Origin of the sequence: Planococcus citreus, from assembly GCF_003664125.1 — a bacterium.
GTDB lineage: Bacteria > Bacillota > Bacilli > Bacillales_A > Planococcaceae > Planococcus > Planococcus citreus.
This window is the reverse complement of sequence record NZ_RCCP01000001.1, coordinates 39479-59693: the sequence shown is the minus strand read 5'-3', so window position 1 is coordinate 59693 and position 20215 is coordinate 39479. Positions and strand designations below refer to the sequence as shown.

Here is a 20215-nt window from a genome sequence, read left to right as displayed (position 1 = left end):
AAATGAAATACAGCAAGGAGGGTGAGAAATGCCGCTGCTAAAAGACGTCAAAGAACAAGAAGAACTGCGCAAAAAACGCAATTTGGTCCGCATCATCACGTGGATCAGCATCGCGGTCGTACTGTTCATCCTGTGGTATGTAATTTAAAGGGAATGCATAGGAAAACGCGAAGCCCTTAGTCTGGGCTTCGCGTTTTTATAGTTAGACATTTGTTTTTTGCTGCGGTTTGGCAATGATCCACTCGACGATGACAAAAACTGCTACAAGGACAATCATCAAATTAATCAGGCCGGCGTCCAAATACTTATCGCGGAAAATGATGGCGACCGTCAAAACGTAGAAGACAGCCTGCGTCACTTTGGCAGCAGGCGGCACTTCGTTTTTCGGATAGCGCAGCCGGCCGAGCTGAAACGCCAGGAACGCGAATAACAGAAGCAAGTATTGCGGCCAAGTAAAACTGTCGTTGACCAGATTATTCATCAGTGCGTAAACGATTAATGGAACGAGATACAATAAAAGCGTTTTCAAGGGAGATCCTCATTTCTGCTATTTTTTGCGCGGTGTGCTGTTTTGTCTTTCTTTCAACAGCTGGACCAGATTGTAGACGGCGAAAGCGAGTGCGAGGCCGACAATGATCACCGACAATAACGGATAAAGCGATACACCGTTTTGCATGATGTCCACGATGCGTGCATAGATGATGAATGGGCCGATCAGGATAATGAAAATATCGAGTGCGGTTCCTAATTTCGATCTCATAAATAGCCTCCAGTAAATCAGTATGACACCATCATATCAGAATCGCGCGACTTCTGGCATCCCAAAGTAGAAAGCAGCCGCTCAGTTGAACGGCTGCTTTCCTTATTTATGCTCTTTTAGTTTGTCGTTGGCAAGTGCGTGGGCTGCTTTATTCTGGGAATCCGGGATCCATTTGATGAAGCAATAATCGAATTCGTCCGCAATCGACAAGGACTCGTCCAGCAATTTTTTGTAGACCGGATTTTTCACGAAGCGTTTTTCAAAAGCGTCGACGACGAGTTTTGAGTCCGATTTAATGGATACCATGCCGGTCGCGAGCGGACGAGCGAGCTCCAGCCCTTTTAACAGCGCCGTGAATTCGGCTTGGTGATTATCCATTTCGCCGACGTATTCGCTCCATTTGATGGAATGCCCTTCGCCTCTTAAAAACACGCCCACCGCGCTGACGTTGACACCGCCGGCAGTCGATGCGTCCACGAACAATTCGATCATCGCACGGCCTCCTGTTCATCGAGCGGCCGGATTTTCTTCGCGATATAGCCGAACGGCGTATCCAGCACGGACACGATGAATTTCAGTACATACGTTGAAATGAAGATCTGGATCCAGACATCGAACGGAAAGACGCCGAAAAAAGCGATCGATGTGAAGATCAAGGTATCGATCAATTGGCTGAGCAAGGTCGAGCCATTATTGCGGATCCAGAACTGGCTGTCTTTCGGGAAGACTTTCCGCAAGGCGGAAAAGATAATGACGTCGATATGCTGCGCAAGCAGGTAAGCGATCATGCTGGCGATGGCGATTTGTGGGACCAACCCGAAAACCGTCTCGAGTGCTTCGTGAGCAAAATCACTTTCCGCGGGAATGAATTGAAGGCCGAACTGCATCGTCACAACCATGATCAAAAGTGAGGAAAAGCCGAGCCATACTGCTTTTTTGGCTTCTTTTCTGCCATATTTTTCATTGAGGATATCGGTTGCGAGAAAAGTCGAGGCATACAAGCTATTGCCGAGCGTTGCGGTCAAACCGATGATCTCAATCGTTTTTGTCACTTGGATATTCGCCAGGATGGTGGCGAACGCGACCCAGGCGAACAGGCCGGTCTTGCCGAACACTTTATACATGATGAGCAATAACACAAAATTGAACAGGGCGAAGCCAAGCCCTAAAAATTCATTAAACAAACTGCTTCCTCCTTAGTTTTGGTAGAGCGGGAAGTTTCGAACCGCTGAAGGACGAAAATGTCCCAAGCCAGTATACCGATTGTTGCGGAAAAAAACAAATTCATAGTAGAATAATAGAATGACATTTTGCGGAGGGACCCGAATGAAAAAAGTATCCATCATCAACGAAATCGATGAAATGCTCAATACGTATTGTGAAGGCTGCTTTGTCAAAGCCCAACTCCGCAAGGACGAAGGAAAAACGGCGGCGCACCGCTTTTGCATCAGTGAATGCACAGTCGGCACCCAATTGCAGTTTTTGGGGCAGGAATTAAATAAGATGGGAACAGGCAGCAAGTGAACCCATACGCCCCCTACGGAGAGCTAATTATTTCTCCGTAGGGGGCGTTTTTTGATTTCACAAAGGCAAGTCTGGCATCACTAATGTTTATCACCATTTGATTAGGCAATAATAAACTGTATAATGAAAATATTGCGAAAGGGAGGAGCAGATTTATGACAGAAGTGAACAGTACATCAAAAAAGACTGCTATTTTAGGATGGAGCATTCCAGCGATTGAAGCGATGGACAAATTGGACAGGCCGTTTGTCGTCGTCGGTCCACCGGATTTCGTCAGTTTTGCCAAAGAACACGACATCCCTTTCATTCCATGGGATTTCGACCGTTTGAACGAAGGGTCGGATGAGTTATACGAACGACTCAACGAAATGGGCGTAAAACTGTCTGTGCCGATTTACGAAGAGACCGTAGAATGGGCTGGAGTCTTGAATGCGCGCTTTTTCGATGATCCGCGGGTATTCAACCGGTCGCTATTGCTGCGTGATAAAGGCTTAATGAAACGCAAAGCGCAAATGTCGGGCATCAAGGTCGGTGTATTCGAGGAAGCGTATTCAAAAGATGACATCCATCGCTTCTTGAAGCGCGTCAATGATGCCTTGATTAAAATAGACGGAGATACCAATGACCCTATCCATATTAAACCGTTGAACAAAGCAGGCACAGTCGGCCATATGATGATTCAGGATGCCAACGATATCGACAAAATCGAAGTGCAGGAATTCCCTTATTTAATGGAGAGCCATTTGGATGGACAGGAATTCTCCTGCGAGGTATTCGTCCATGACGGTGATATCAAATTCCTCAATATCACGGAATACGTCAAACTCGGGCATTCCAATTTCGTGCCTGCTTCACCGGCGCTCGAAGAATGGCGCCCTCAAATCAAAGAACAGATCCAGAAGTTGATCGACTCGTTCGAAATCAAATACGGCGTCATCCATCCCGAATACTTCATTTCCCATGATGGGACATTGAATTTCGGGGAAGTGGCAGCACGCGTCCCTGGCGGCCACATTTTCGACTTGATCGAACGTGCCTATGGATTCAATGCTTTCCAAGCACAGATCTTGTGCAGCGACCCGGATACGACAGCTGAAGAGCTGGAAGAATTTTTCCCTGAAGAAGTCAGCTCAGCTACAGGCTATGCTGGCAGCTTGATGGTGTATCCGCGTGTCCGGTTGATCGAGAAATTGGATATTCCTGGAGAATTGAAGAACGATTCTTATTTCGAAAAGCACGATTTATTCATCCCGGTCACATCCAAAGTGGCGGAACGCGTCGGATTCGGCAACCATTACGGCACGCTGTTCTTCTTCGGGGACGATAGCGAGCGCATGGAAGACTTGCTGAAAACTTATGAGAATTACGATTTCTACCATTAAAAATCTGGGGGTTTATCAATGGCAACTGAAGCATCTACATTAAAAGAAAAATTCGGGCAAGCCCTCCGTACGCTAGAAGAAGCAAAACCGTTTGCGAAGAGCATGTACCAAACGGAAGTATTCCAGCTGGCGACGGAACTGGCAGGAACCGATGAAGGATTGGCGATGCTATACGATTACGCGGCTGATTTTGACAAAGCCGGTGTATTCAACGGTGGGCCATGGGCGGAAGCGGAGAACTTGGAGCCGGCATTTGTCGGCGGATCGCTTCACGTCAAAGGGCTCAACTCAGTGGTTGAATTGATGAGCGAGCTGCGCATGCTGTCGATTTCAGAAGCGCAATACACACACGACAAAGTGTCGCCAGAAGAAGCCAGCGCTTTCTTGAATGAAGTCTTGGCTTTGAATTTGGATTTATTGTTTCCAGCAGAGACCGAAGAAGCCCGGGTTGAGGGAGGAGGGGCGCATCTTGAACGCGGGGAACGCCTTTTCCGCTTTCTCGGCGACAAACTGTCTTACCGGGCGGTTGCGCAAAAACTTGTTGAAGAAATCGAGCGGCTGACGGTACAGCGGCCGATCATGGTCGACCGCATCGTCTCGATGATCGATGCAGCAACGCAGATGGTCGATGAAGACATTGATGACAGCACGAAAGACACCTTGCATTATTTCGAGAAGGCGGTCACTGCGCCTACTGCGTTAAGTGCACAAGAATCGGACTTGAAAGCATACCGCAAAAAATTGGTGGATGCAGATGATGAAGCGCTCAAGCAGGAAGCACATGAGTATGCGGCATCCATGAACAAAACGGGACTCGTGGCACCGATTGCGGCTATCTATTTGCGCTTTATTAATAGAAGTAAACCGGAACTCATCCCGGAATTTCTGGACTTGTCCGAAATGGGCGTGGCCAGCTTTAACGCCAACCAGGAATTGGTGCAGGACATGATCCATTTTGCGGTCTATCCGCAGACGAGCCGCGTCGTGTACGGTTTGTCCCGCATGCTTGACCGCGGCGTATTGACACAAGATCCGATTATTCCAGGCATCCGTAGATTATTCGATATCGATATCCGCCCGGAAGTGAAAAAACGGATTTTGCGACCCGAATTCCGCAAAGGCGGGCTTTCCGGAAATGGTGTGCTCATCGGAGGCGTCATCTCGGTTCTTGGCCAGCCGCTCGGCATTGGCCAAGGCTTGAACCCGACATGCCAATCGGCGCGCGCCATCAGCTTATGGGCTCAGCACGGCATCTCGCAGCTACTCGATTACGTGGCACGCGCGGTGCGTGAAAACGATATCGACATGATTTTCGAAGGCGAAGAAGTGCACTCGAATGTCATCGAAGACGGCGTCGCGGCAGAAATCCATCACGAGTTGGACCCTGTGTCGAGTGTACTCGTTCCGCATCTCGATAAAATCTATAACGAAATGATGAAGAAAACCTTCTTGCGCGGCGAGGATGGCCATAAATGGGTCAACCCTGAATTTTACGGCGAATGGATCCCGCGCGGGTTTGCCAATATCATCGATCCGCTGACAGGCTTTGTGACGGATTACGATGCATTCGTGCGCTTGTTCTATGCGACGCATCATCCGGAGTACAACGAAGGCTATGAAATGATCTACCCGAACCCTGTCGGCATCTACATCACCAATGTGCACGGCAAATTGCTCGGGCTTCATGCGGTCTCCATCCAGCGCGTGGCGGAAGACCCGGATGAGGAATACCGCATCTATTTCTATAACCCGAATAATGACAGCGGCCAGAACTGGGGGCAGGGGATCGAAACGAGTGTCACTGGAAACGGCGAACTCGAAGGTGAATCCTCCTTGCCGTTCCATCAATTTGTCGCCAGGATGTATGCGTTCCATTACAATCCTTACGAACAAGGCGACACGTATATGGTAGAGGAAAGCGACGTCGAGCAAGTCGAAAAATTAGCCCGCGAAAGCTGGGGCCAAACTTATACTTGGACGTGAATCCATAAAAAGAAGACCCAGGAAAAATTCCTGGGTCTTTTGCTGTTTCAATTTTTATGGTTGGTCCTGCACGACGTTTGCTGCTTGCGGCCCGCGATTGCCGTCGATGATATCGAACGAAACGGCTGCGCCTTCTTGCAGCGATCGGAAACCATCACCTTGGATGCCGGTAAAATGGACAAAAACATCATCACCGTTGTCACATTCGATAAAGCCATAGCCTTTTTCTGAATTGAACCATTTCACAATTCCGTGGTGCATGGACCTTCCCCCTAATATTCAGATTGTCGAACCCTCAGCCTTAGAGCCAATGGATGGCTTAACTATACATGATGGTGCATACAAGGTCAATACAGCGATGGGGCGCCGTTTCAGCCCGTTTCGCGTTATAATGGGGTCAGGACACCTTAAAGGAGAGAAACCATGAATCCCCAAGTAATTGCGGACTGCCGCATGAAAGTAAAAAGCATCTATGAACAGTTTGACGCGAGCCACGACTGGCAACACATCGAGCGCGTGCTGGAGAATGCCCGCCATATTGCACAGGCGGAAGGCGGCGATCTGGCGCTGATCGAGCTGGCCGTGCTGTTGCATGACGTCTCCGATCCGAAATACAAAAAAGCAGGGGAAGACCCGGAACAAGAAATCCTCGGGCAGCTCGAGCTGTCGGACAAAGAGCGCAGCGACATCCGTTCGATCATCCGAACTGTGTCCTTTAAAGGCGGCACGAACGAGGAACCGCAATCGATCGAAGGCAGAATCGTCCGGGATGCCGATCGTCTCGATGCCATCGGCGCCATCGGCATCGCGCGTGCTTTTGCCTACGGCGGCGCAAAAGGCCGTAAATTATATGACCGAGATGAACAAGCACGCACAGCGATGACTGAAAGCGAATACCGGAACGGCGATACGAGCACCGTAACGCATTTTTACGAAAAGCTTTTGCTGTTGAAAGAGCGCATGGTGACGGATAGCGGAAAGCAAATGGCTGAAGAACGCCACCGATTTATGCTATCCTTTCTAGAGCAACTACAAAACGAAACGGATGGGAAAAAATGAGCCACTTACACGTAACAAACTTAAGCAAATCAGTGGGGGTCAAAACCCTCTTTACTAATGTCGAATTTTCGCTGTACCCGGGAGAACGCGCCGGTTTGATCGGCGTCAACGGCACCGGCAAGTCGACTCTTTTGTCGATCCTGGCAGGAGATCTCGAATCCGACACGATGGAAATGGACCATCCGAAAAAATACCGGATTACCTATTTGATGCAGGAGCCTGAGTTCGATGAATCGCTGACGGTCCTTGAGACTGTCTTCTCCGGCGACTCGCCGCTGCTCGCGCTCAACCGGTCTTATGAAAAAGCGCTGCAAAACATGATCGCCGACTCGGGGTCTGAACAATTGCAGGAAGAATTGATGAAAATCCAGGAAGGCATGGAACGCGAAAATGCCTGGGACATCAACGCATTGGCGAAAACGGCGTTGACCAAACTTGGCATCGATATGTACGACCAGCAGATCAGCGAATTGTCCGGCGGCCAGCGCAAACGAGTAGCACTCGCGAAAGCCTTGATTGAACCGGCCGATTTGATTCTTCTGGATGAGCCGACCAACCATTTGGACGCAGGCTCTACTGAATGGCTGCAGGAAACGCTTCTGCGCATGAACAGCGCCATGCTGTTCGTGACGCATGACCGCTACTTCCTCGATGCTGTCTCGACGCATATCTTTGAACTGGCGGATCAGACGATGTATACGCATAAAGGAAACTACGGCGATTACCTGGAAGCGAAAGCCGTTAGAGAAGAAATGGCCGAAGCGACGAAACAAAAGATGCACAACCGTTTCCGCTCGGAGCTGAAATGGATTCGCCGCGGCGCGAAAGCCCGCAGCACGAAGCAAAAAGCGCGCATCCAGCGTTTTGACCAATTATCGGAAGACATTCAATCAACGTCCGATAACACGAGCCTTGAATTATCGATGCAAAGCCAGCGACTGGGCAAGAAAATCATCGAAGGGGAAAACTTGGCCGTTTCCTACGGCGACCGCGAAATTTTCCATTCGTTTGACTTCCTCTTGCAAGGCGGCGACCGTATTGGTATCGTCGGCCCGAACGGTGCAGGGAAATCGACACTTATGAAATTAATCGCAGGTGATTTGGAAGCCACAAGCGGCACGTTGGACTACGGCAGCACCGTCAAGATTGCCCATTTCACGCAGCGTTTACCGGAAATGGATGAATCTCAGCGCATGATCGAATACATCCAGGAAGTATCGAGCGATTTCGAAGCGGAAAAAGGCGTGCGCCTGTCTGCGACTCAAATGCTCGAACGATTCCTGTTCCCGTCGAATGCCCACGGTACCTTGATCGGTAAATTATCAGGAGGCGAGCGCAAGCGCTTGTACTTGCTGAAATTGTTGATGGAAAAACCTAATATTTTGATGCTGGATGAGCCGACGAATGATTTGGATATCCAAACTTTATCTGTTTTAGAGGACTTTTTGGAGAATTTCCCAGGCGTCGTCTTGACCATTTCCCATGACCGCTTTTTCCTTGACCGAATTGCGAAAAAGCTATGGACGCTTGGCAGCGGCACTGTAGACGAGTACCAAGGACTCTATACGGACTGGCTGAAAGAAAAGAAGTCGGTAGTTGAGCCGCAAGCTGTTACTGTGGCAAATGATACACCGGTTGCAGACTCTGCACCGCAGACACCGGAAAAAAAGAAAAAGATGAGTTTCCTCGAGAAAAAGGAATATGACGGCATACTCGACAAAATTGCGGAAGTGGAAGAGAAAATTGAACAGACCGAGGCAGAAATGTCCAAAGCCGGCTCTGACTTTGATAAATTGCAGGAATTGACCGACCAAATCGATGCCTACACCGCCCAGTACGATGAATTGATCGAACGGTGGAGCTATTTGCAGGAACTGGCAGAAGCGTAATTTACACAGGAGGGATTATCTTGAAAATAGTAGCTATTGAACCGACACCAAGCCCGAATACGATGAAAGTGATCATCGACCAGGAATTGCCGTTCGGGAAAAGCCATAATTACAAGAAAGACCAAACAGAAGGCGCGCCGAAAGAAGTGCAGCAAATCTTAGAAATCGATGGCGTCAAAGGCGTCTACCATGTGGCAGATTTCCTTGCAGTCGAACGCAATGCGAAATCCGACTGGGAAGGCATTCTTGCGGATGTGCGTAAAGTCTTCGGCGAAGGTAATGGCTCCGAAGAAGAACTCGAGATCGATGAGCATTTCGGCGAAGTGTATGTCCATGTCCAGGAATTCAAAGGCATTCCGCTGCAAGTAAAAGTGTTCGATTCGCAATCGGAAGAGCGCTTTGCGATGCCGGAACGTTTTGTGCAGGCGATGAACAAAGTCATGGATCCAACCGATGAAAATTTCATTTTTCAGCGCAAATGGGCAGATTACGGCGTCCGCTACGGCGAAAAAGAGGAAATCGGCAAAAGCATCGTCGAAGAAATCGAAGCGGCTTACCCTGATGACCGTTTGGAATCTTTGACAAGCAAAACCGAATCGAATGAATCGGCTGGCAAAATCGACAAACGCAGAGTATCGTTGGAAGAATTCGACGCACCGGATTGGGAGACACGCTTCCAATTGCTCGGCCAATTGGTTGAAGCGGATCTCGAGGATTTGCCGCTGTTAGGCAAGGCATTGGAAGACGACAAAATGTCGATCCGCCGCCAAGCAGCCATCTATCTCGGCGATATCGACGACGAAGCGGTCGTACCTTACGCTGAACAGGCGATGAGAGACAAGTCATGGGCGGTCCGCCGCACAGCAGGCGATACCATCAGCGACCTTGGCTTTGAAGCATTCGAACCTATCATGGTCGAAACATTGCAAGATAAAAACAAGCTCGTGCGCTGGCGTGCCGCGATGTTCTTGTATGAAACCGGGACAGAACGAGCGCTTCCGGCACTTAAGGAAGCGGAAAATGACCCTGAGTTCGAAGTGAAGCTTCAGATCAAGATGGCGATTGCCCGCATCGAACAAGGCGAAGAAGCGCGCGGCTCGGTATGGAAGCAAATGACTGAAGCCCGCCAGACGATGAAAGACAATAAATAATAGGCAAATGTTTCCCGCCTGTCTCCTTGAGGTAAAGAGCAATACGACGCTTTACTTGGAGGAGAGAGAACATGGCTGAAAAACAAGTGTATTCAATAGAAGTGCTTTGCCGCGGCAAATACGAGTCGTGGGAATTTGAAAAAGAAGAGGAGCGCGACAGGTTTTATGAGTCGGTGAAGAAAAAATTCGCCGACCAAGCTTTCGAAGAAGAACCGACAGATGTGGAAGATACGGAAATCCTGCAGCTGAGCGCCAATTCCATGCATATTGACGACGAAGGCGAAGTGGACCAGAAAATGCGCTACGATTGGTTTGAGTATGATAGTTTCGGGGATATGCTGTCGTATATCAACGGGCAATATAAAGACAAATAAGAAGTTAATACGAATAAAAAAGAGTCGGCCGCTTGTGGAATTCACAGGCGGCCGACTTTTGCTTATGCTTAGCGGTATAAACTTTTAGAGGCATATCATTCCATTTTTTTCTTCAAATAGCTTTGGATGAGCTGGTGGTCTTCTGCAGTCAGTTTTTCGATTTTTTTGATCGAATTGACGATGTCGAGCACGTGGTCTTCTTCCAGTGCACGCCTGCGCGATGCGAAATAGGCTGAAATGGCACTGGTGAACGTCCCGATAATACCGATGCCGACAAACATCAAAATGACCGCCAAAAAGCGGCCGACGCCGGTTTCGGGATAGATGTCGCCGTAGCCGACAGTCGTAATGGTCACAATCGCCCACCAGATGGCATCCGTGTAATTAATGATTTGGGGTTCAATCATGATCATCGGGATGGGAACGAGAAAAATCAAAACGGCTGTGAAAACCAGAAGCCTCTCCAAGCCGTTCGTTTTTAAGACAGCATACACAGGCCTTAGAAAACGGGGAAGGATGCCCCAAAGTTTCAACATCCGGAAAAACATGAAAAAGCGGGCTGCCTGATAAATCGCATCCAGCGGAATGATAGCGATCAATTCCAACGGGTGGGATTTAACGAATTGCCATTTGCTTTTTGCTGCAACGAAGCGGATGAAATAATCAACAAAGAAAATTCCCCAGATGATCCAATGAACCAAGGTGAAACGTTCATTAGAAACCAATGCAATGATAACGGAAACAATCACCAGCAGGAATAAAAATGCCTCGTAAAAGAAATTGAGTGATTTCATGTTAATCCCCCTTTAGTTTAAGACAGGAATTAATCTACTTCTCCCCATGCTGGATTCCATACAACTTCCCATAAATGGGCGTCCAGGTCCTGGAAATGGCCGGAATAGCCGCCCCAAAACGTATCATGAGCCGGATCGGTTATGTGGGCTCCGGCCTTTTCAGCCTGGGCCATTACCGCATCGACTTCCACTTTGCTGTTGACATTATGGCCAAGCGTAAATTCTGTAGGACTTGACGGGCCCATCGCCACTTTCGTTTCATGGGTGATGTCTTGGCGTCTCCAGATGGCGAGTTTTAGCCCTTGCTGAAGATCGAAAAAGGCGACGGCCCCGTTGTCGAATTCTTCCCCAATGATTCCTTCTGTCGGTAAGTCCAAGCCATCCCGGTAAAATTCCAGCGCTCGCTCAAGATTGTCCACACCGATCGTAATGACAGAGATTCTTGGTTTCATACGATACACTTCCTTTTTAGCTTCAGTTTACCAGAAGCTTTGGATGTGATTATCAGATTTTGAGAAATATTATGGGAGCTATAGACAGTGATGAACAACTTGAGCCTCTGTTGAAAGGCGCAGGTGTGTGGTTTTCCTTTTATAATTAAGTACTGTAAACGAGCAGTGGCAATTAAACGCATCTGAATCAATGAAATTAAAGCGAAACCAAGTTAGAGTAATAACTGAAGATGTATAACAAGCGATCAGGAGTTTTTTCAAGAAGGTAGGGGAACATGTGAACACATACGATGAGTATATGATTTACCTTCTCTTTAAAATCCTTTCATATCAACCTTTTAACGAATGAAAAAGGATCAGCTAGAATGGAAGTTCCTCATTCTAGCTGATCCTTTTTCTATTTTCTCTATTATTTCTTTAATACCTTTTTTAAAAATTTTTCAACTGATTAAATTTCGCACATAGAAGTGAGGCAGTCCGCACTCACATTTTCTTTCAGCCGACACCGAAGAAGTATCTGACTTAACTAAAGCAAGACCTTATTGCAGCAGATTTATTGCTCTCATTTACTAATCCCGACTTTGATAATCAATCCGAAGGTGTGATGAGTGGCCTTTCTAAAATTATTTAGCAGTACGACAGTCAAATGGTCATCATGATGGTAAAGAAATTATATAGCATGCATTCGAGGGTAGAGGTGTGTATTATTATCTAATGATAACTATTCAAAGAATTTTTCGAAATTTGTTTGTTTGACCTTCGTGATTTTTTCTTTAATCAAAGGTTGTCTCAAGATTTCAGAGAAAGGAATAAGGAAAGTTTTTTTCTTTCTTTTTCTTTTATCTTTAGACCCTCTAAATTCGAAGTTTGGGTCTTCAGAGCAAATACAAACTTCTTTATTCAGCATTCTAATAATATAGACGGTTCCTATGTTAGGAATGTCGACTTTATATTTATAGTGATATTTGACCCTGTAATTTTGGAACCACTTTGCGACTCTTCCTGACATAAAAAGAAAAATAATAAAAATAAATAAAGCTAGCGAGATACCTTGAGCTAATATTTCAGGTTTGCTTATTGCTTCTCCATTTAGCTTCGTGTCTTGGTAGCTTATAAAAAATGAAAAAAAAGCAATTGAGATTACGAAGGAAAACATTACTAAATTAAAGTAGTAAACTTTCGTTTTTTGTTCATCAGTTAGAAAAGCTCGTCCTACTTCGTTCTTGGAATTTAATACGATCAAATTGATAATTGATGCCAAAACTAAAATAATTACAGGTACAAACCCTACAAATAATTGCAAACTATTCACACCTTTTCTAAATTTTAAAAATATAAAATCCTATAGATTATATCATTAGAGGACTAGTATACGTCTATATGATGTTAAAATTTCGGAGACAGGAATGTTAGAATTGGATATAATGGAACTACCGACAAGTTGTGTGCTGGTTATTTCAAACGGCAAGGTTAAACTCGGGGCGCTACCACCTCATGCAGAGACACGCTTCAAGACGCACGACGGGCAGGTTAGGCGTGTGAATTTTAATGAGGGGGAAGAGTTTTGATATTTGTACAACATGAATCTGCATCATGGCTGGGCTTAAGTGATAGTTTTTGGGGTTCTTTATCGGGAGCTTTAATAACTGGTATTATTGCTATAGTTGTTTTTGTAATCGGCTCTATAATCGAGAACAAAAGAAGAAGAAAAGTTATAAAAAATTACGTTGAAACTATAAAGGAAATTCATTCCAATACTATATGTGATTTAAGGGTATTTCTAGAAGCCAGCAAACCTAAAGTCGATTTACCAAAAGATTATCAGGATAAAATAGTCTATCTAGTTATTAATGGTAAAATGTTAAATTATTTTGATATGACTGAAATGATGAGAGAAAGTAAAGTTGCGATTCATGTCATGGAATATGTTCAGACTTATCAAGAAACTGTCCAACTGATCGAGTCTAGTCATAGCACGCGTTACGGAAACTTATTTTTTAAATTTATAAATAATGAAGATGGAAAAAATGATCCTGAAATGTTAGAGTTTTACATTAATAATCTATATGATATTATAAAAAAAATTAAATAAGTCCCATCAGCCAACTGGAGGACGCATGACAGCTAAACCGCTGTTTTGTGTTTTTATTTGCAAGATTTGACGAGGGGGAAGAATTTTGAATGGTGCTGAATTTTGGAGAAGTATTAGTCCAGATGCATGGTTAACTTCAATGGGAACCCTAATAGGAGCATTTCTCGGCGCTGCTTTAGCTGGGGGCTTCGCTGTTTACGTAGTAAAAAAACAACTACAGTATGACTCTAATAACAAAAGACAGGAAGATTTGGCTAAAATTTTAAAAACTAGTGTCGTATTTTTAGCGAAACACGGAACCTACAATGATTTTCTTAAGAAAAATTTAGAACGGCTTCAAGCATCGTCAGAAAAAGTCTCACAAGAAGATATTGTAGAGTTTACCATCTTTAAAAAAGATGCTGAACTTGATTCCAAAGAGTTAATTTCTTTGCCCATAGAGAATATGTCCTTTGAATCTTATAAAAAATATGTTGTTGTCACTAAACTAATTCAGATTACTAACGTAAATTTGTTCAATATTGTAGAGACGCTGAAAATAAATAATGAGAAATCTGGAATTGGTAAATATATTTCAACATTAGAAAAAACTTTAGTAAGACTTGAGAAAGAGTATGAAGACTTAAAGGAAGTCCAATTAGAGGAAATGGCAGAATATAAAAAATTAAAAACACTTACGAAAAAGAAAAATAAATAGTCCCACCTGCCAACTGGAGGACATCATTACAGCATTATGCTGTTTTGGTGTCCTCTTTTTTATTCCCAAAATTTGAGGAGGTTCTTCGATGAAAGTAAGGACAGATGAACTATTACACGAATACGGTATTCACAAAAAAGATTTGGAGAGACGTCGGGACCGCTTGGATCAAAACGACTTTCACGCCAAGCAGGACCTCATGCAAATCAACAGCATGATTGAAAGCATGAACTTTTCGATGGAATGGCTAGAGATCTGTAGACAACTCGGGACATTCAAAGGCATCGATAAAAAGAGCATCTATCAGTATCAATCCTTCTCGAATATGAATTTTATTGCGGAAATTACCGAGCAGTTGGAAGAAGGCCCGAAGCAACTTTATATGATGGCAGAAGAGAAGATTATTCAGGCAGATATTTTCGCGTCATTGTCGTTGCGTGAACGGCAATGCTACATCCTTCATTATGCTGGTGGAATTAACTAGGCAAAAATAGCAGATGAAATCGGGGTAAGCAAAGGAACGGTTCAGGGCTATATGAAAAGAGCCCAGAAAAAGATTAAAGAAAAGGTTTCATGACTTCCGATTGACTTCCGAATTCATCTGTAATTAAGGGGAGAATAAAAGAGGGGATGCAGGGCAACCGGCAAATTCTTCCACAGCCCCACAAGTATCAAAAAGTTAATGTTGGCAAGAATCTCCTTTTTTCTGCATAATAATGGAAGGGGGGGAGGTGTAAGAATATGAGCAAAGTCGATGAATTCAAGTATGAAATCGTTAGAAAGCATATGTTTGGCAAATGGGCGATGTTTTCAAACGGAGAAGATTTAATATATTCATTGGATGATATAGCGGAAGTAGAGGCTATTTTGTATCCAAAAGATTTGTATAAACAGAATTCACAAATGAGTGATGTGGTTATTTATTCTTTTGAAAAAGCGAAGATTAGAATCATTACGTTGGACGAAGATGGTACTGTAACGGTATTATCACGACTGTTTGGTTCTATTCAGTCCATTGAGTTAAAACACAAAAACAGAGGGTCTTCACGTCTTATTATTAATTTCTCAGAAACCGACAAGATAGACCTGGATAGTCAACTTGATAGCGATCATAAACAATGGGCTTATCAAGAGATTATTATGAAATTGTACAAAGAACTTAAGTGGTAGATTAGAAGCATGACACTGACCTAAAAGTATGAGACAAATAAAAACACCTTTCGCTGAAAAACGGGTATGAAAATACCAGTAAATCAATGTGGAGGTGTTTTTTCTATGGCGACAAGAGTCAGTTATCCAGTAGAAGTCAAGATGAAGGCAATTGAAAATGAGGCTGGCAGGGATACCGGTCAAAACCGTCCTGGAGGAACTAAATATCAAAAACCATTCGCAGCTGAAAACGTGGATGAAATGGCACCGAGAAGGGGCGCATGAACGATTGCATCAGCCTGTGGCCAAACAATATGCCTACGGCAAAGGACCTGAATATGAATCGGAAACTGATCGACTGCAGGTCGAGAATCGCTACTTGAAACAGCAGATTGACGTGTTAAAAAAGTACAAGGAATTGGAGAGGAAGTGGTTGGAGGAGCGTTTGTAAAACTGGTCGAAGAATTAAAAGGAACGATGTCCATCCAACTCATCTGCGAGCATCTGGGCATCGTGCGTTCGACGTATTATCGCTGGAAAAACAGCCAAAATAAAATATCGAGGAAAATTGAACGCGACCAAACCATAGGTCAACTATGCTCAGCCCATAAATTCCGTTATGGCTACCGAAAGCTCGCTGCTTTATTTCCAGATGTCTGTGAAAAAACAGTTCAGCGTGTCATGCAAAAATACAACTGGTCTTGCCGAGTGAAAGTGAAGAAACGGAAACGGACCGGACAACCTGCGCATGTGGCCGAGAATCAGTTGAATCGCGCGTTTAGGGCAACGGCTCCATTTCAGAAGCTCACCACAGATATCACGTATTTGCCCTTCGGTCAGTCCATCCTGTATCTTTCAAGTATTATGGATCTTTACAACGGTGAAATCATTGCTTATACCATTGGCCCATCCCAAGACACCGCCTTTGTGTTGGATACACTTCGCCAACTTGAAGTGCCGGAAGGCGCTCTCTTGCATAGTAATCAAGGGTCCGTTTATACGTCATATGAGTACCAGAAAGTGATCAAAGAAAATGGAATCATCATAAGCATGTCCCGCAAAGGCACGCCGGCTGATAATTCCCCCAACGAAACGTTTCACTTCTCGCTAAAGTCGGAAGAATTCTATACCCTGGAAAGGGTGCACCTAACCAATGCCATTGTACAACAAAAAATAGAGGATTACATGTATTATTACAACTACATCCGACCGTTCCAAAAATTAAACTGCCATTCCCCGATTGAGTATCGGACAACGGCAGCCTAGGTGTTTTTTCTTGTGTCTCATATTACCGGGTCAGTTCAGACAACTGGCTGTTTAACAAAAGGTGTTTTCTTACTGTCTAAAATATGAAACTCAGTGCCATTTTGAACTGAGCCCCATTTAGTGGACAATTTAATAAAAGCACCCGGCAGCTAGGCTGCGATCAGATGACTTCGGTATTGTGCCGGAGTCATCTTTTTTAGGTTCCATTGCTTGCGCGTTTCGTTGTAATGCTCCATGTATTCATCCACCAGCCCCTTCAATTCGGCTAGGCTGGTCGCTTGTTTAAACTCGACTTCATCTTTAAAGTGACCAAAAAACGATTCAATGAGGGCGTTGTCGAGACAGCTGCCCCTGCGGGACATCGACTGTGTCAATTTCATTTTCTTCACGCGTCGTTGGTATTCAGGGTGGGTATAGTGGAAGCCTTGATCGGAATGAATCATCGCTTCTGGATGGACATTGTCATCCAGCGCTTCCTTCAGCTTTTGTAAGGTGTGGTACACAATTTCCATTGTGAGCGTCGTTGTCACTTCATAGGCGACGATTTCTCGGGTCGCGACATCTTTCACGGCATAAAGGTACGCCATTTGCCCCGAACGGTTGGGCAGGTACGTAATATCGGTCACGAATACCTTCCCGGGTTCGTCTTGTTCAAACTCGCGGTTTAAGAGGTTTGGACAGACCGCGTGCTCCTGTGTGGCTTTGGCGATTTGCTTGTAAGGATTCGCTCGTCGGATTTTGGCGAAGAGAGTGAATTTGCGCATAAGGCGCAGAATCTTCTTGTGGTTCATCGGCGTTTCGAGCAGTTCAGCGAGTGCCATATAAAAGGTGCGATACCCGACTTTCCCACGATGCGCATCGTAGATGCTTTTGAGCAACAGGTAATCTTCATAGTTCTGTTCTTCGCGAATGGCGTGCTGTTCTACTTTCTCCAACCAAGCGTAGTAGCCACTTCGACTGACGCCCGCTGTCTGGCATAGGGCCGCCACCAAATTCTTCAGTTGGAATTTCCAGACCACCGCATTGATCGCTTCGAACTTTTCCGCTGAGGTCAGCTGCGTTTCTTCGCCTGCCTCTCGAGTGCCTCGAGCTTTTTTAGCAACTCGTTTTCGGCTTCTAGGTATTTGATGCGCGCTTCCGCCTTCTCCAACTTTTTTCCGGCAGAGAGCTCTTGCGTAGAAGGGCGGCCGGTACTGCCTTTTCCACGGCGTTCTTCCCAAAACCCTTTTTCGCCGTAAAGTCGGAACGTTTTCCGCCAACGTTTTAATGTCTCTTTCGGTTTGTCCGATCCAATTACCGTCAGGTCAAATCCGTTTTCGGCAAAAATTTGCGCTGGTCCTTTGCCTTGCAAGTTTTCATTGACGGCTTTCACCTTAAATTCAGGTGTGTATTGAATCGTTCGATCTGAAACTGTTTTGACATTCGGATTCGCTTCCAATGTGCGCCGTTGATGTTCGTTAAAAATGATTTTACTCATAACAACCTCTCCTGTTCCAATAGATATGTTCAGTATACCGGGGTCTGAAAACAGAAAAAAACCCAAATTGGGGGGCACTTTTTAAAGTGTCTACCATTTGGGGTTCAGTTCATTTTTGTGAGGGGCTTTTTATTTTCTTTTAATTAGTTGCATAAATGTTCATTTTGTTCTTAAGCGCTTTAAGTTTTTGTTCTTTTAACTGTTCTTCTTTATATAACACTGCTTCTAATTCGTCTAAAATTTTCATTCTTTTTTGATAAGAGTTTGAATCAATAATACCTTTGCTAAGAGCAACATGGGCAGCGGTTTTTTGCATATTAATCTTTTCTATGCTTATTGAGTTTTTCATACGCCCACTTCCTTTCGAGTTATATACTTTCTTCTTTTTCAGGTTGCTCTGAAATGTCCTCTTGTGAAAGGTCTCTTATTATCTCGTAGAATGCACCCTCAATTATAGAGGCATACAGTTCTCCGATAATTTGAATACTTTCATCCATTGGTTCTCTGGCATCGATAGTCAACACTCCGAAATAATCAATAGGAATACAAATAAGCGCTTTATAAGTTCCCGCAGAATCTGAAGCTGACCAATCACCGTCTGTTGTAACATCGGACAGATTAAGTGTTTGCTGTTTTCTAAATGCTCTTCCTGCAATTGATTCATCCAGACCTAAATGTCTTTTTCTAATGTAGCTTTCTGGAAAGCCAGCGCTGCCATTGTGTAGCGTTAATTTTTTCGTGTCGTGTTCATAGATCCAATAACCACATCTGTGTCTTTCAGAACCAGAGCCTTTGATATCAGATGCTACTGCTTCAACAATTCTTTGAATAAAGCTATAAGAATCACCTTCTTCATTGCCGATAAGCTTATTCAAGGAATTTATAAAAGATCTTGTATTTATGGTAACGTTTTGAAGTTGTAAAGATTTACTTTTATAGATTCTCACATCGTTCTCTAATTCGGCAACTCTTTCTTGGAGAGAAACTAATCTGTTTTCTCTTCCCATTGCTTGAGAAAATCGTCGAACGCCTTGCCATACAAATACAGTAATCCCTATAACTAAAGCTATTAATATGATTGAAATTATATTAACCACCCAGCTTGGGACAATTTTAAACCATTCAACTATGACTTGATCCACTTAATCACCAGCCTTGAGTATTTGTAACTGCTATAGTAACTTTATTCTACATTCTTAAAGTAAATCCCTTTTATTTTAGAAAATTCATACATTTCGCGGTGTAGGTTAAAGCCCTCACTGATAATCTTTTAAATCATCGGCGAGGGCTTTTTTTACTTGATGCTACGTAGTTTTAAACTACTCGAATCTTTGTAGTATCTGAATGTAGCTTCAAAAGCAACCATAACTTTAGTCGAAGCTTTGACCTCATGGACTAGGTAGCAAAGAATGACATCAAAATCTCTCGTGTTAGGGAATTTCTCATCATGTGCCGCGTGTATAGCTAAATTTCCAATGGGTAATTCAACATCCTCAAACTTAATGATTCATTCCTTGAAAGTTAACATGCTATCCATCCCCCAGCTCAACATACAATCAGTATATCAAATGCAATTACTTTTGATACAAAAATTATTTAATGAGTAGGTGATTATACTCATTATTTTAGTGGTTTATCAGGAACGTATGTTCTTTTGAGGGAGGAGATGGCTGCTATGACATTAAATAAAGATTTGAGGCAGGTTGGCGACGTCCAGGACAGAGGGAAATTAAATTAGACAGCATTAATGCTTCCTCAGCATGTGCGCATATTACGTGAATAGAAAGAAGAGGATAATCGAATCCAACGTCCAGAGTTGGATGAGTTCGACCTTCAAACGCCAAAGGAAAATATCAAAATTGCATTGGTGCGAAGATGTGATGTTGAAATTCAAGTTTGGGAGGAATTTCAGTTTTATTACTACATAGGGAAGATTATCAGTATAGACATTCAAACGCGGACGGTTGTTTACGATGATTCCTTGTCTACCAAACGATTGCAATTAGATGAGATTACATCAGTTCGTTTGATGGATTAGATTATCCGCGTTATGAACTAAAGCTTGTAAACTTTAATATTTCTATACTAATGTTAAAATAGAATGTAGAAATCCATGTGTTATATAGAAGGAACTAAATTCTGAAATACCCACAAAAAAATCACATT

At 44.2% G+C, this 20215-nt stretch carries 25 protein-coding genes and 2 pseudogenes; 15 read left to right on the top strand and 12 right to left on the bottom strand.

Annotated elements, in window-relative coordinates; translation table 11 throughout:
- Nucleotides 1–202: 202 nt before the first annotated feature.
- The 4 genes from DFR62_RS00340 to DFR62_RS00325 all read right to left on the bottom strand — a co-directional run bounded on the left by DFR62_RS00340 (nucleotide 203) and on the right by DFR62_RS00325 (nucleotide 1944).
- Nucleotides 203–529, bottom strand: a complete 327-nt coding sequence (locus DFR62_RS00340) for a hypothetical protein (RefSeq protein WP_121297540.1) — start codon at nucleotides 527–529, stop codon at nucleotides 203–205.
- Between the two features lie 18 nt (nucleotides 530–547).
- Nucleotides 548–760 (bottom strand): hypothetical protein, encoded by a 213-nt coding sequence (locus DFR62_RS00335; RefSeq protein WP_121297539.1) that lies wholly within the window; start codon nucleotides 758–760, stop codon nucleotides 548–550.
- Between the two features lie 102 nt (nucleotides 761–862).
- Nucleotides 863–1252: a ribonuclease HI family protein gene (locus DFR62_RS00330; RefSeq protein ID WP_121297538.1), complete on the bottom strand. Its 390-nt coding sequence runs from the start codon at nucleotides 1250–1252 to the stop codon at nucleotides 863–865.
- Complete coding sequence (locus DFR62_RS00325; protein WP_121297537.1) at nucleotides 1249–1944, bottom strand: queuosine precursor transporter; 696 nt, start codon at nucleotides 1942–1944, stop codon at nucleotides 1249–1251. Before DFR62_RS00325 ends, DFR62_RS00330 begins: the two co-directional genes overlap by 4 nt.
- Nucleotides 1945–2086: 142 nt before the next feature.
- On the opposite strand from DFR62_RS00325, the gene DFR62_RS00320 reads away from it, so the two are divergent.
- The 3 genes from DFR62_RS00320 to DFR62_RS00310 all read left to right on the top strand — a co-directional run bounded on the left by DFR62_RS00320 (nucleotide 2087) and on the right by DFR62_RS00310 (nucleotide 5649).
- Nucleotides 2087–2284 carry a zinc-finger domain-containing protein gene (locus DFR62_RS00320; RefSeq protein WP_121297536.1) on the top strand — a complete coding sequence of 66 codons (198 nt, stop codon included), beginning with the start codon at nucleotides 2087–2089 and terminating at the stop codon, nucleotides 2282–2284.
- 155 nt (nucleotides 2285–2439) lie between these two features.
- A complete protein-coding gene (locus DFR62_RS00315) occupies nucleotides 2440–3666 on the top strand; it encodes an ATP-grasp domain-containing protein (RefSeq protein WP_121297535.1) in 1227 nt (408 codons plus the stop codon).
- A gap of 18 nt (nucleotides 3667–3684) precedes the next feature.
- Nucleotides 3685–5649: a hypothetical protein gene (locus tag DFR62_RS00310; RefSeq protein WP_121297534.1), complete on the top strand. Its 1965-nt coding sequence runs from the start codon at nucleotides 3685–3687 to the stop codon at nucleotides 5647–5649.
- 54 nt (nucleotides 5650–5703) lie between these two features.
- Here DFR62_RS00310 and DFR62_RS00305 read toward each other — a convergent pair whose 3' ends face one another.
- Nucleotides 5704–5910 carry a cold-shock protein gene (locus DFR62_RS00305; protein ID WP_058380613.1) on the bottom strand — a complete coding sequence of 69 codons (207 nt, stop codon included), beginning with the start codon at nucleotides 5908–5910 and terminating at the stop codon, nucleotides 5704–5706.
- A 162-nt stretch (nucleotides 5911–6072) separates the two neighbouring features.
- Between DFR62_RS00305 and DFR62_RS00300 the strand changes: the two genes are divergently transcribed.
- The 4 genes from DFR62_RS00300 to DFR62_RS00285 all read left to right on the top strand — a co-directional run bounded on the left by DFR62_RS00300 (nucleotide 6073) and on the right by DFR62_RS00285 (nucleotide 10122).
- Complete coding sequence (locus tag DFR62_RS00300) at nucleotides 6073–6708, top strand: HD domain-containing protein (protein WP_121297533.1); 636 nt, start codon at nucleotides 6073–6075, stop codon at nucleotides 6706–6708.
- Nucleotides 6705–8597, top strand: a complete 1893-nt coding sequence (locus DFR62_RS00295; RefSeq protein WP_121297532.1) for an ABC-F family ATP-binding cassette domain-containing protein — start codon at nucleotides 6705–6707, stop codon at nucleotides 8595–8597. Before DFR62_RS00300 ends, DFR62_RS00295 begins: the two co-directional genes overlap by 4 nt.
- A 20-nt stretch (nucleotides 8598–8617) precedes the next feature.
- The gene (locus DFR62_RS00290; RefSeq protein WP_121297531.1) at nucleotides 8618–9748 is read left to right on the top strand and encodes a conserved virulence factor C family protein; all 1131 of its coding nucleotides are present in this window, start codon (nucleotides 8618–8620) and stop codon (nucleotides 9746–9748) included.
- Between the two features lie 71 nt (nucleotides 9749–9819).
- A complete protein-coding gene (locus tag DFR62_RS00285; protein ID WP_121297530.1) occupies nucleotides 9820–10122 on the top strand; it encodes a hypothetical protein in 303 nt (100 codons plus the stop codon).
- A 95-nt stretch (nucleotides 10123–10217) separates the two neighbouring features.
- On the opposite strand, the gene DFR62_RS00280 is transcribed toward DFR62_RS00285, so the two are convergent.
- The 3 genes from DFR62_RS00280 to DFR62_RS00270 form a co-directional block, all read right to left on the bottom strand.
- Entirely contained in the window at nucleotides 10218–10916 is a 699-nt protein-coding gene (locus DFR62_RS00280; RefSeq protein ID WP_121297529.1) for a potassium channel family protein, read from the bottom strand.
- A 29-nt stretch (nucleotides 10917–10945) separates the two neighbouring features.
- Nucleotides 10946–11368, bottom strand: a complete 423-nt coding sequence (locus tag DFR62_RS00275; RefSeq protein ID WP_121297528.1) for a VOC family protein — start codon at nucleotides 11366–11368, stop codon at nucleotides 10946–10948.
- 721 nt (nucleotides 11369–12089) lie between these two features.
- On the bottom strand, nucleotides 12090–12671 hold the full coding sequence (locus DFR62_RS00270; protein WP_121297527.1) for a hypothetical protein: 582 nt from the start codon (nucleotides 12669–12671) through the stop codon (nucleotides 12090–12092).
- A gap of 103 nt (nucleotides 12672–12774) precedes the next feature.
- Between DFR62_RS00270 and DFR62_RS17280 the strand changes: the two genes are divergently transcribed.
- The 7 genes and pseudogenes from DFR62_RS17280 (at nucleotide 12775) to DFR62_RS00245 (ending at nucleotide 16572) form a co-directional block, all read left to right on the top strand.
- Entirely contained in the window at nucleotides 12775–12936 is a 162-nt protein-coding gene (locus DFR62_RS17280) for an XtrA/YqaO family protein (RefSeq protein ID WP_338324961.1), read from the top strand.
- Nucleotides 12933–13460, top strand: a complete 528-nt coding sequence (locus DFR62_RS00265) for a hypothetical protein (RefSeq protein ID WP_121297526.1) — start codon at nucleotides 12933–12935, stop codon at nucleotides 13458–13460. Before DFR62_RS17280 ends, DFR62_RS00265 begins: the two co-directional genes overlap by 4 nt.
- A gap of 85 nt (nucleotides 13461–13545) precedes the next feature.
- Complete coding sequence (locus DFR62_RS00260) at nucleotides 13546–14157, top strand: hypothetical protein (RefSeq protein WP_121297525.1); 612 nt, start codon at nucleotides 13546–13548, stop codon at nucleotides 14155–14157.
- Between the two features lie 88 nt (nucleotides 14158–14245).
- Nucleotides 14246–14641 carry an RNA polymerase subunit sigma-70 gene (locus tag DFR62_RS00255; RefSeq protein ID WP_121297524.1) on the top strand — a complete coding sequence of 132 codons (396 nt, stop codon included), beginning with the start codon at nucleotides 14246–14248 and terminating at the stop codon, nucleotides 14639–14641.
- A 6-nt stretch (nucleotides 14642–14647) separates the two neighbouring features.
- A complete protein-coding gene (locus DFR62_RS17610) occupies nucleotides 14648–14734 on the top strand; it encodes a hypothetical protein (protein WP_421958172.1) in 87 nt (28 codons plus the stop codon).
- A gap of 164 nt (nucleotides 14735–14898) precedes the next feature.
- The gene (locus tag DFR62_RS00250; RefSeq protein WP_121297523.1) at nucleotides 14899–15327 is read left to right on the top strand and encodes a hypothetical protein; all 429 of its coding nucleotides are present in this window, start codon (nucleotides 14899–14901) and stop codon (nucleotides 15325–15327) included.
- Nucleotides 15328–15432: 105 nt separating this feature from the next.
- A pseudogene (locus DFR62_RS00245) lies at nucleotides 15433–16572 on the top strand (IS3 family transposase).
- A gap of 149 nt (nucleotides 16573–16721) precedes the next feature.
- Here the strand turns inward: DFR62_RS00245 and DFR62_RS00240 are convergent.
- The 4 genes from DFR62_RS00240 to DFR62_RS17605 form a co-directional block, all read right to left on the bottom strand.
- Nucleotides 16722–18049 (bottom strand): IS3 family transposase gene (locus tag DFR62_RS00240; protein ID WP_121297522.1). Its coding sequence is split into 2 segments (ribosomal slippage): nucleotides 16722–17671 and nucleotides 17671–18049, totalling 1329 coding nucleotides; the frame shifts between segments, so codons are not numbered across the junction.
- A gap of 139 nt (nucleotides 18050–18188) precedes the next feature.
- Nucleotides 18189–18398 carry a hypothetical protein gene (locus tag DFR62_RS00235; protein WP_121297521.1) on the bottom strand — a complete coding sequence of 70 codons (210 nt, stop codon included), beginning with the start codon at nucleotides 18396–18398 and terminating at the stop codon, nucleotides 18189–18191.
- A gap of 19 nt (nucleotides 18399–18417) precedes the next feature.
- On the bottom strand, nucleotides 18418–19191 hold the full coding sequence (locus DFR62_RS00230; RefSeq protein WP_121297520.1) for a GAF domain-containing protein: 774 nt from the start codon (nucleotides 19189–19191) through the stop codon (nucleotides 18418–18420).
- Nucleotides 19192–19343: 152 nt separating this feature from the next.
- Nucleotides 19344–19553: a YozE family protein gene (locus tag DFR62_RS17605; RefSeq protein WP_421958171.1), complete on the bottom strand. Its 210-nt coding sequence runs from the start codon at nucleotides 19551–19553 to the stop codon at nucleotides 19344–19346.
- 291 nt (nucleotides 19554–19844) lie between these two features.
- Here DFR62_RS17605 and DFR62_RS17600 point away from each other — a divergent pair.
- Nucleotides 19845–20087, top strand: a pseudogene (locus DFR62_RS17600) (YolD-like family protein); the annotation flags it as partial.
- Between the last annotated feature and the right edge of the window lie 128 nt (nucleotides 20088–20215).

Coding starts and splice junctions, on each gene's coding strand:
- DFR62_RS00335 (WP_121297539.1), bottom strand. CDS start 760: ATGAGATCGAAATTAGGAACCGCACTCGATATTTTCATTATCCTGATC.
- DFR62_RS00330 (WP_121297538.1), bottom strand. CDS start 1,252: ATGATCGAATTGTTCGTGGACGCATCGACTGCCGGCGGTGTCAACGTC.
- DFR62_RS00320 (WP_121297536.1), top strand. CDS start 2,087: ATGAAAAAAGTATCCATCATCAACGAAATCGATGAAATGCTCAATACG.
- DFR62_RS00315 (WP_121297535.1), top strand. CDS start 2,440: ATGACAGAAGTGAACAGTACATCAAAAAAGACTGCTATTTTAGGATGG.
- DFR62_RS00310 (WP_121297534.1), top strand. CDS start 3,685: ATGGCAACTGAAGCATCTACATTAAAAGAAAAATTCGGGCAAGCCCTC.
- DFR62_RS00305 (WP_058380613.1), bottom strand. CDS start 5,910: ATGCACCACGGAATTGTGAAATGGTTCAATTCAGAAAAAGGCTATGGC.
- DFR62_RS00300 (WP_121297533.1), top strand. CDS start 6,073: ATGAATCCCCAAGTAATTGCGGACTGCCGCATGAAAGTAAAAAGCATC.
- DFR62_RS00295 (WP_121297532.1), top strand. CDS start 6,705: ATGAGCCACTTACACGTAACAAACTTAAGCAAATCAGTGGGGGTCAAA.
- DFR62_RS00285 (WP_121297530.1), top strand. CDS start 9,820: ATGGCTGAAAAACAAGTGTATTCAATAGAAGTGCTTTGCCGCGGCAAA.
- DFR62_RS00280 (WP_121297529.1), bottom strand. CDS start 10,916: ATGAAATCACTCAATTTCTTTTACGAGGCATTTTTATTCCTGCTGGTG.
- DFR62_RS00275 (WP_121297528.1), bottom strand. CDS start 11,368: ATGAAACCAAGAATCTCTGTCATTACGATCGGTGTGGACAATCTTGAG.
- DFR62_RS17280 (WP_338324961.1), top strand. CDS start 12,775: ATGTTAGAATTGGATATAATGGAACTACCGACAAGTTGTGTGCTGGTT.
- DFR62_RS00255 (WP_121297524.1), top strand. CDS start 14,246: ATGAAAGTAAGGACAGATGAACTATTACACGAATACGGTATTCACAAA.
- DFR62_RS00250 (WP_121297523.1), top strand. CDS start 14,899: ATGAGCAAAGTCGATGAATTCAAGTATGAAATCGTTAGAAAGCATATG.
- DFR62_RS00235 (WP_121297521.1), bottom strand. CDS start 18,398: ATGAAAAACTCAATAAGCATAGAAAAGATTAATATGCAAAAAACCGCT.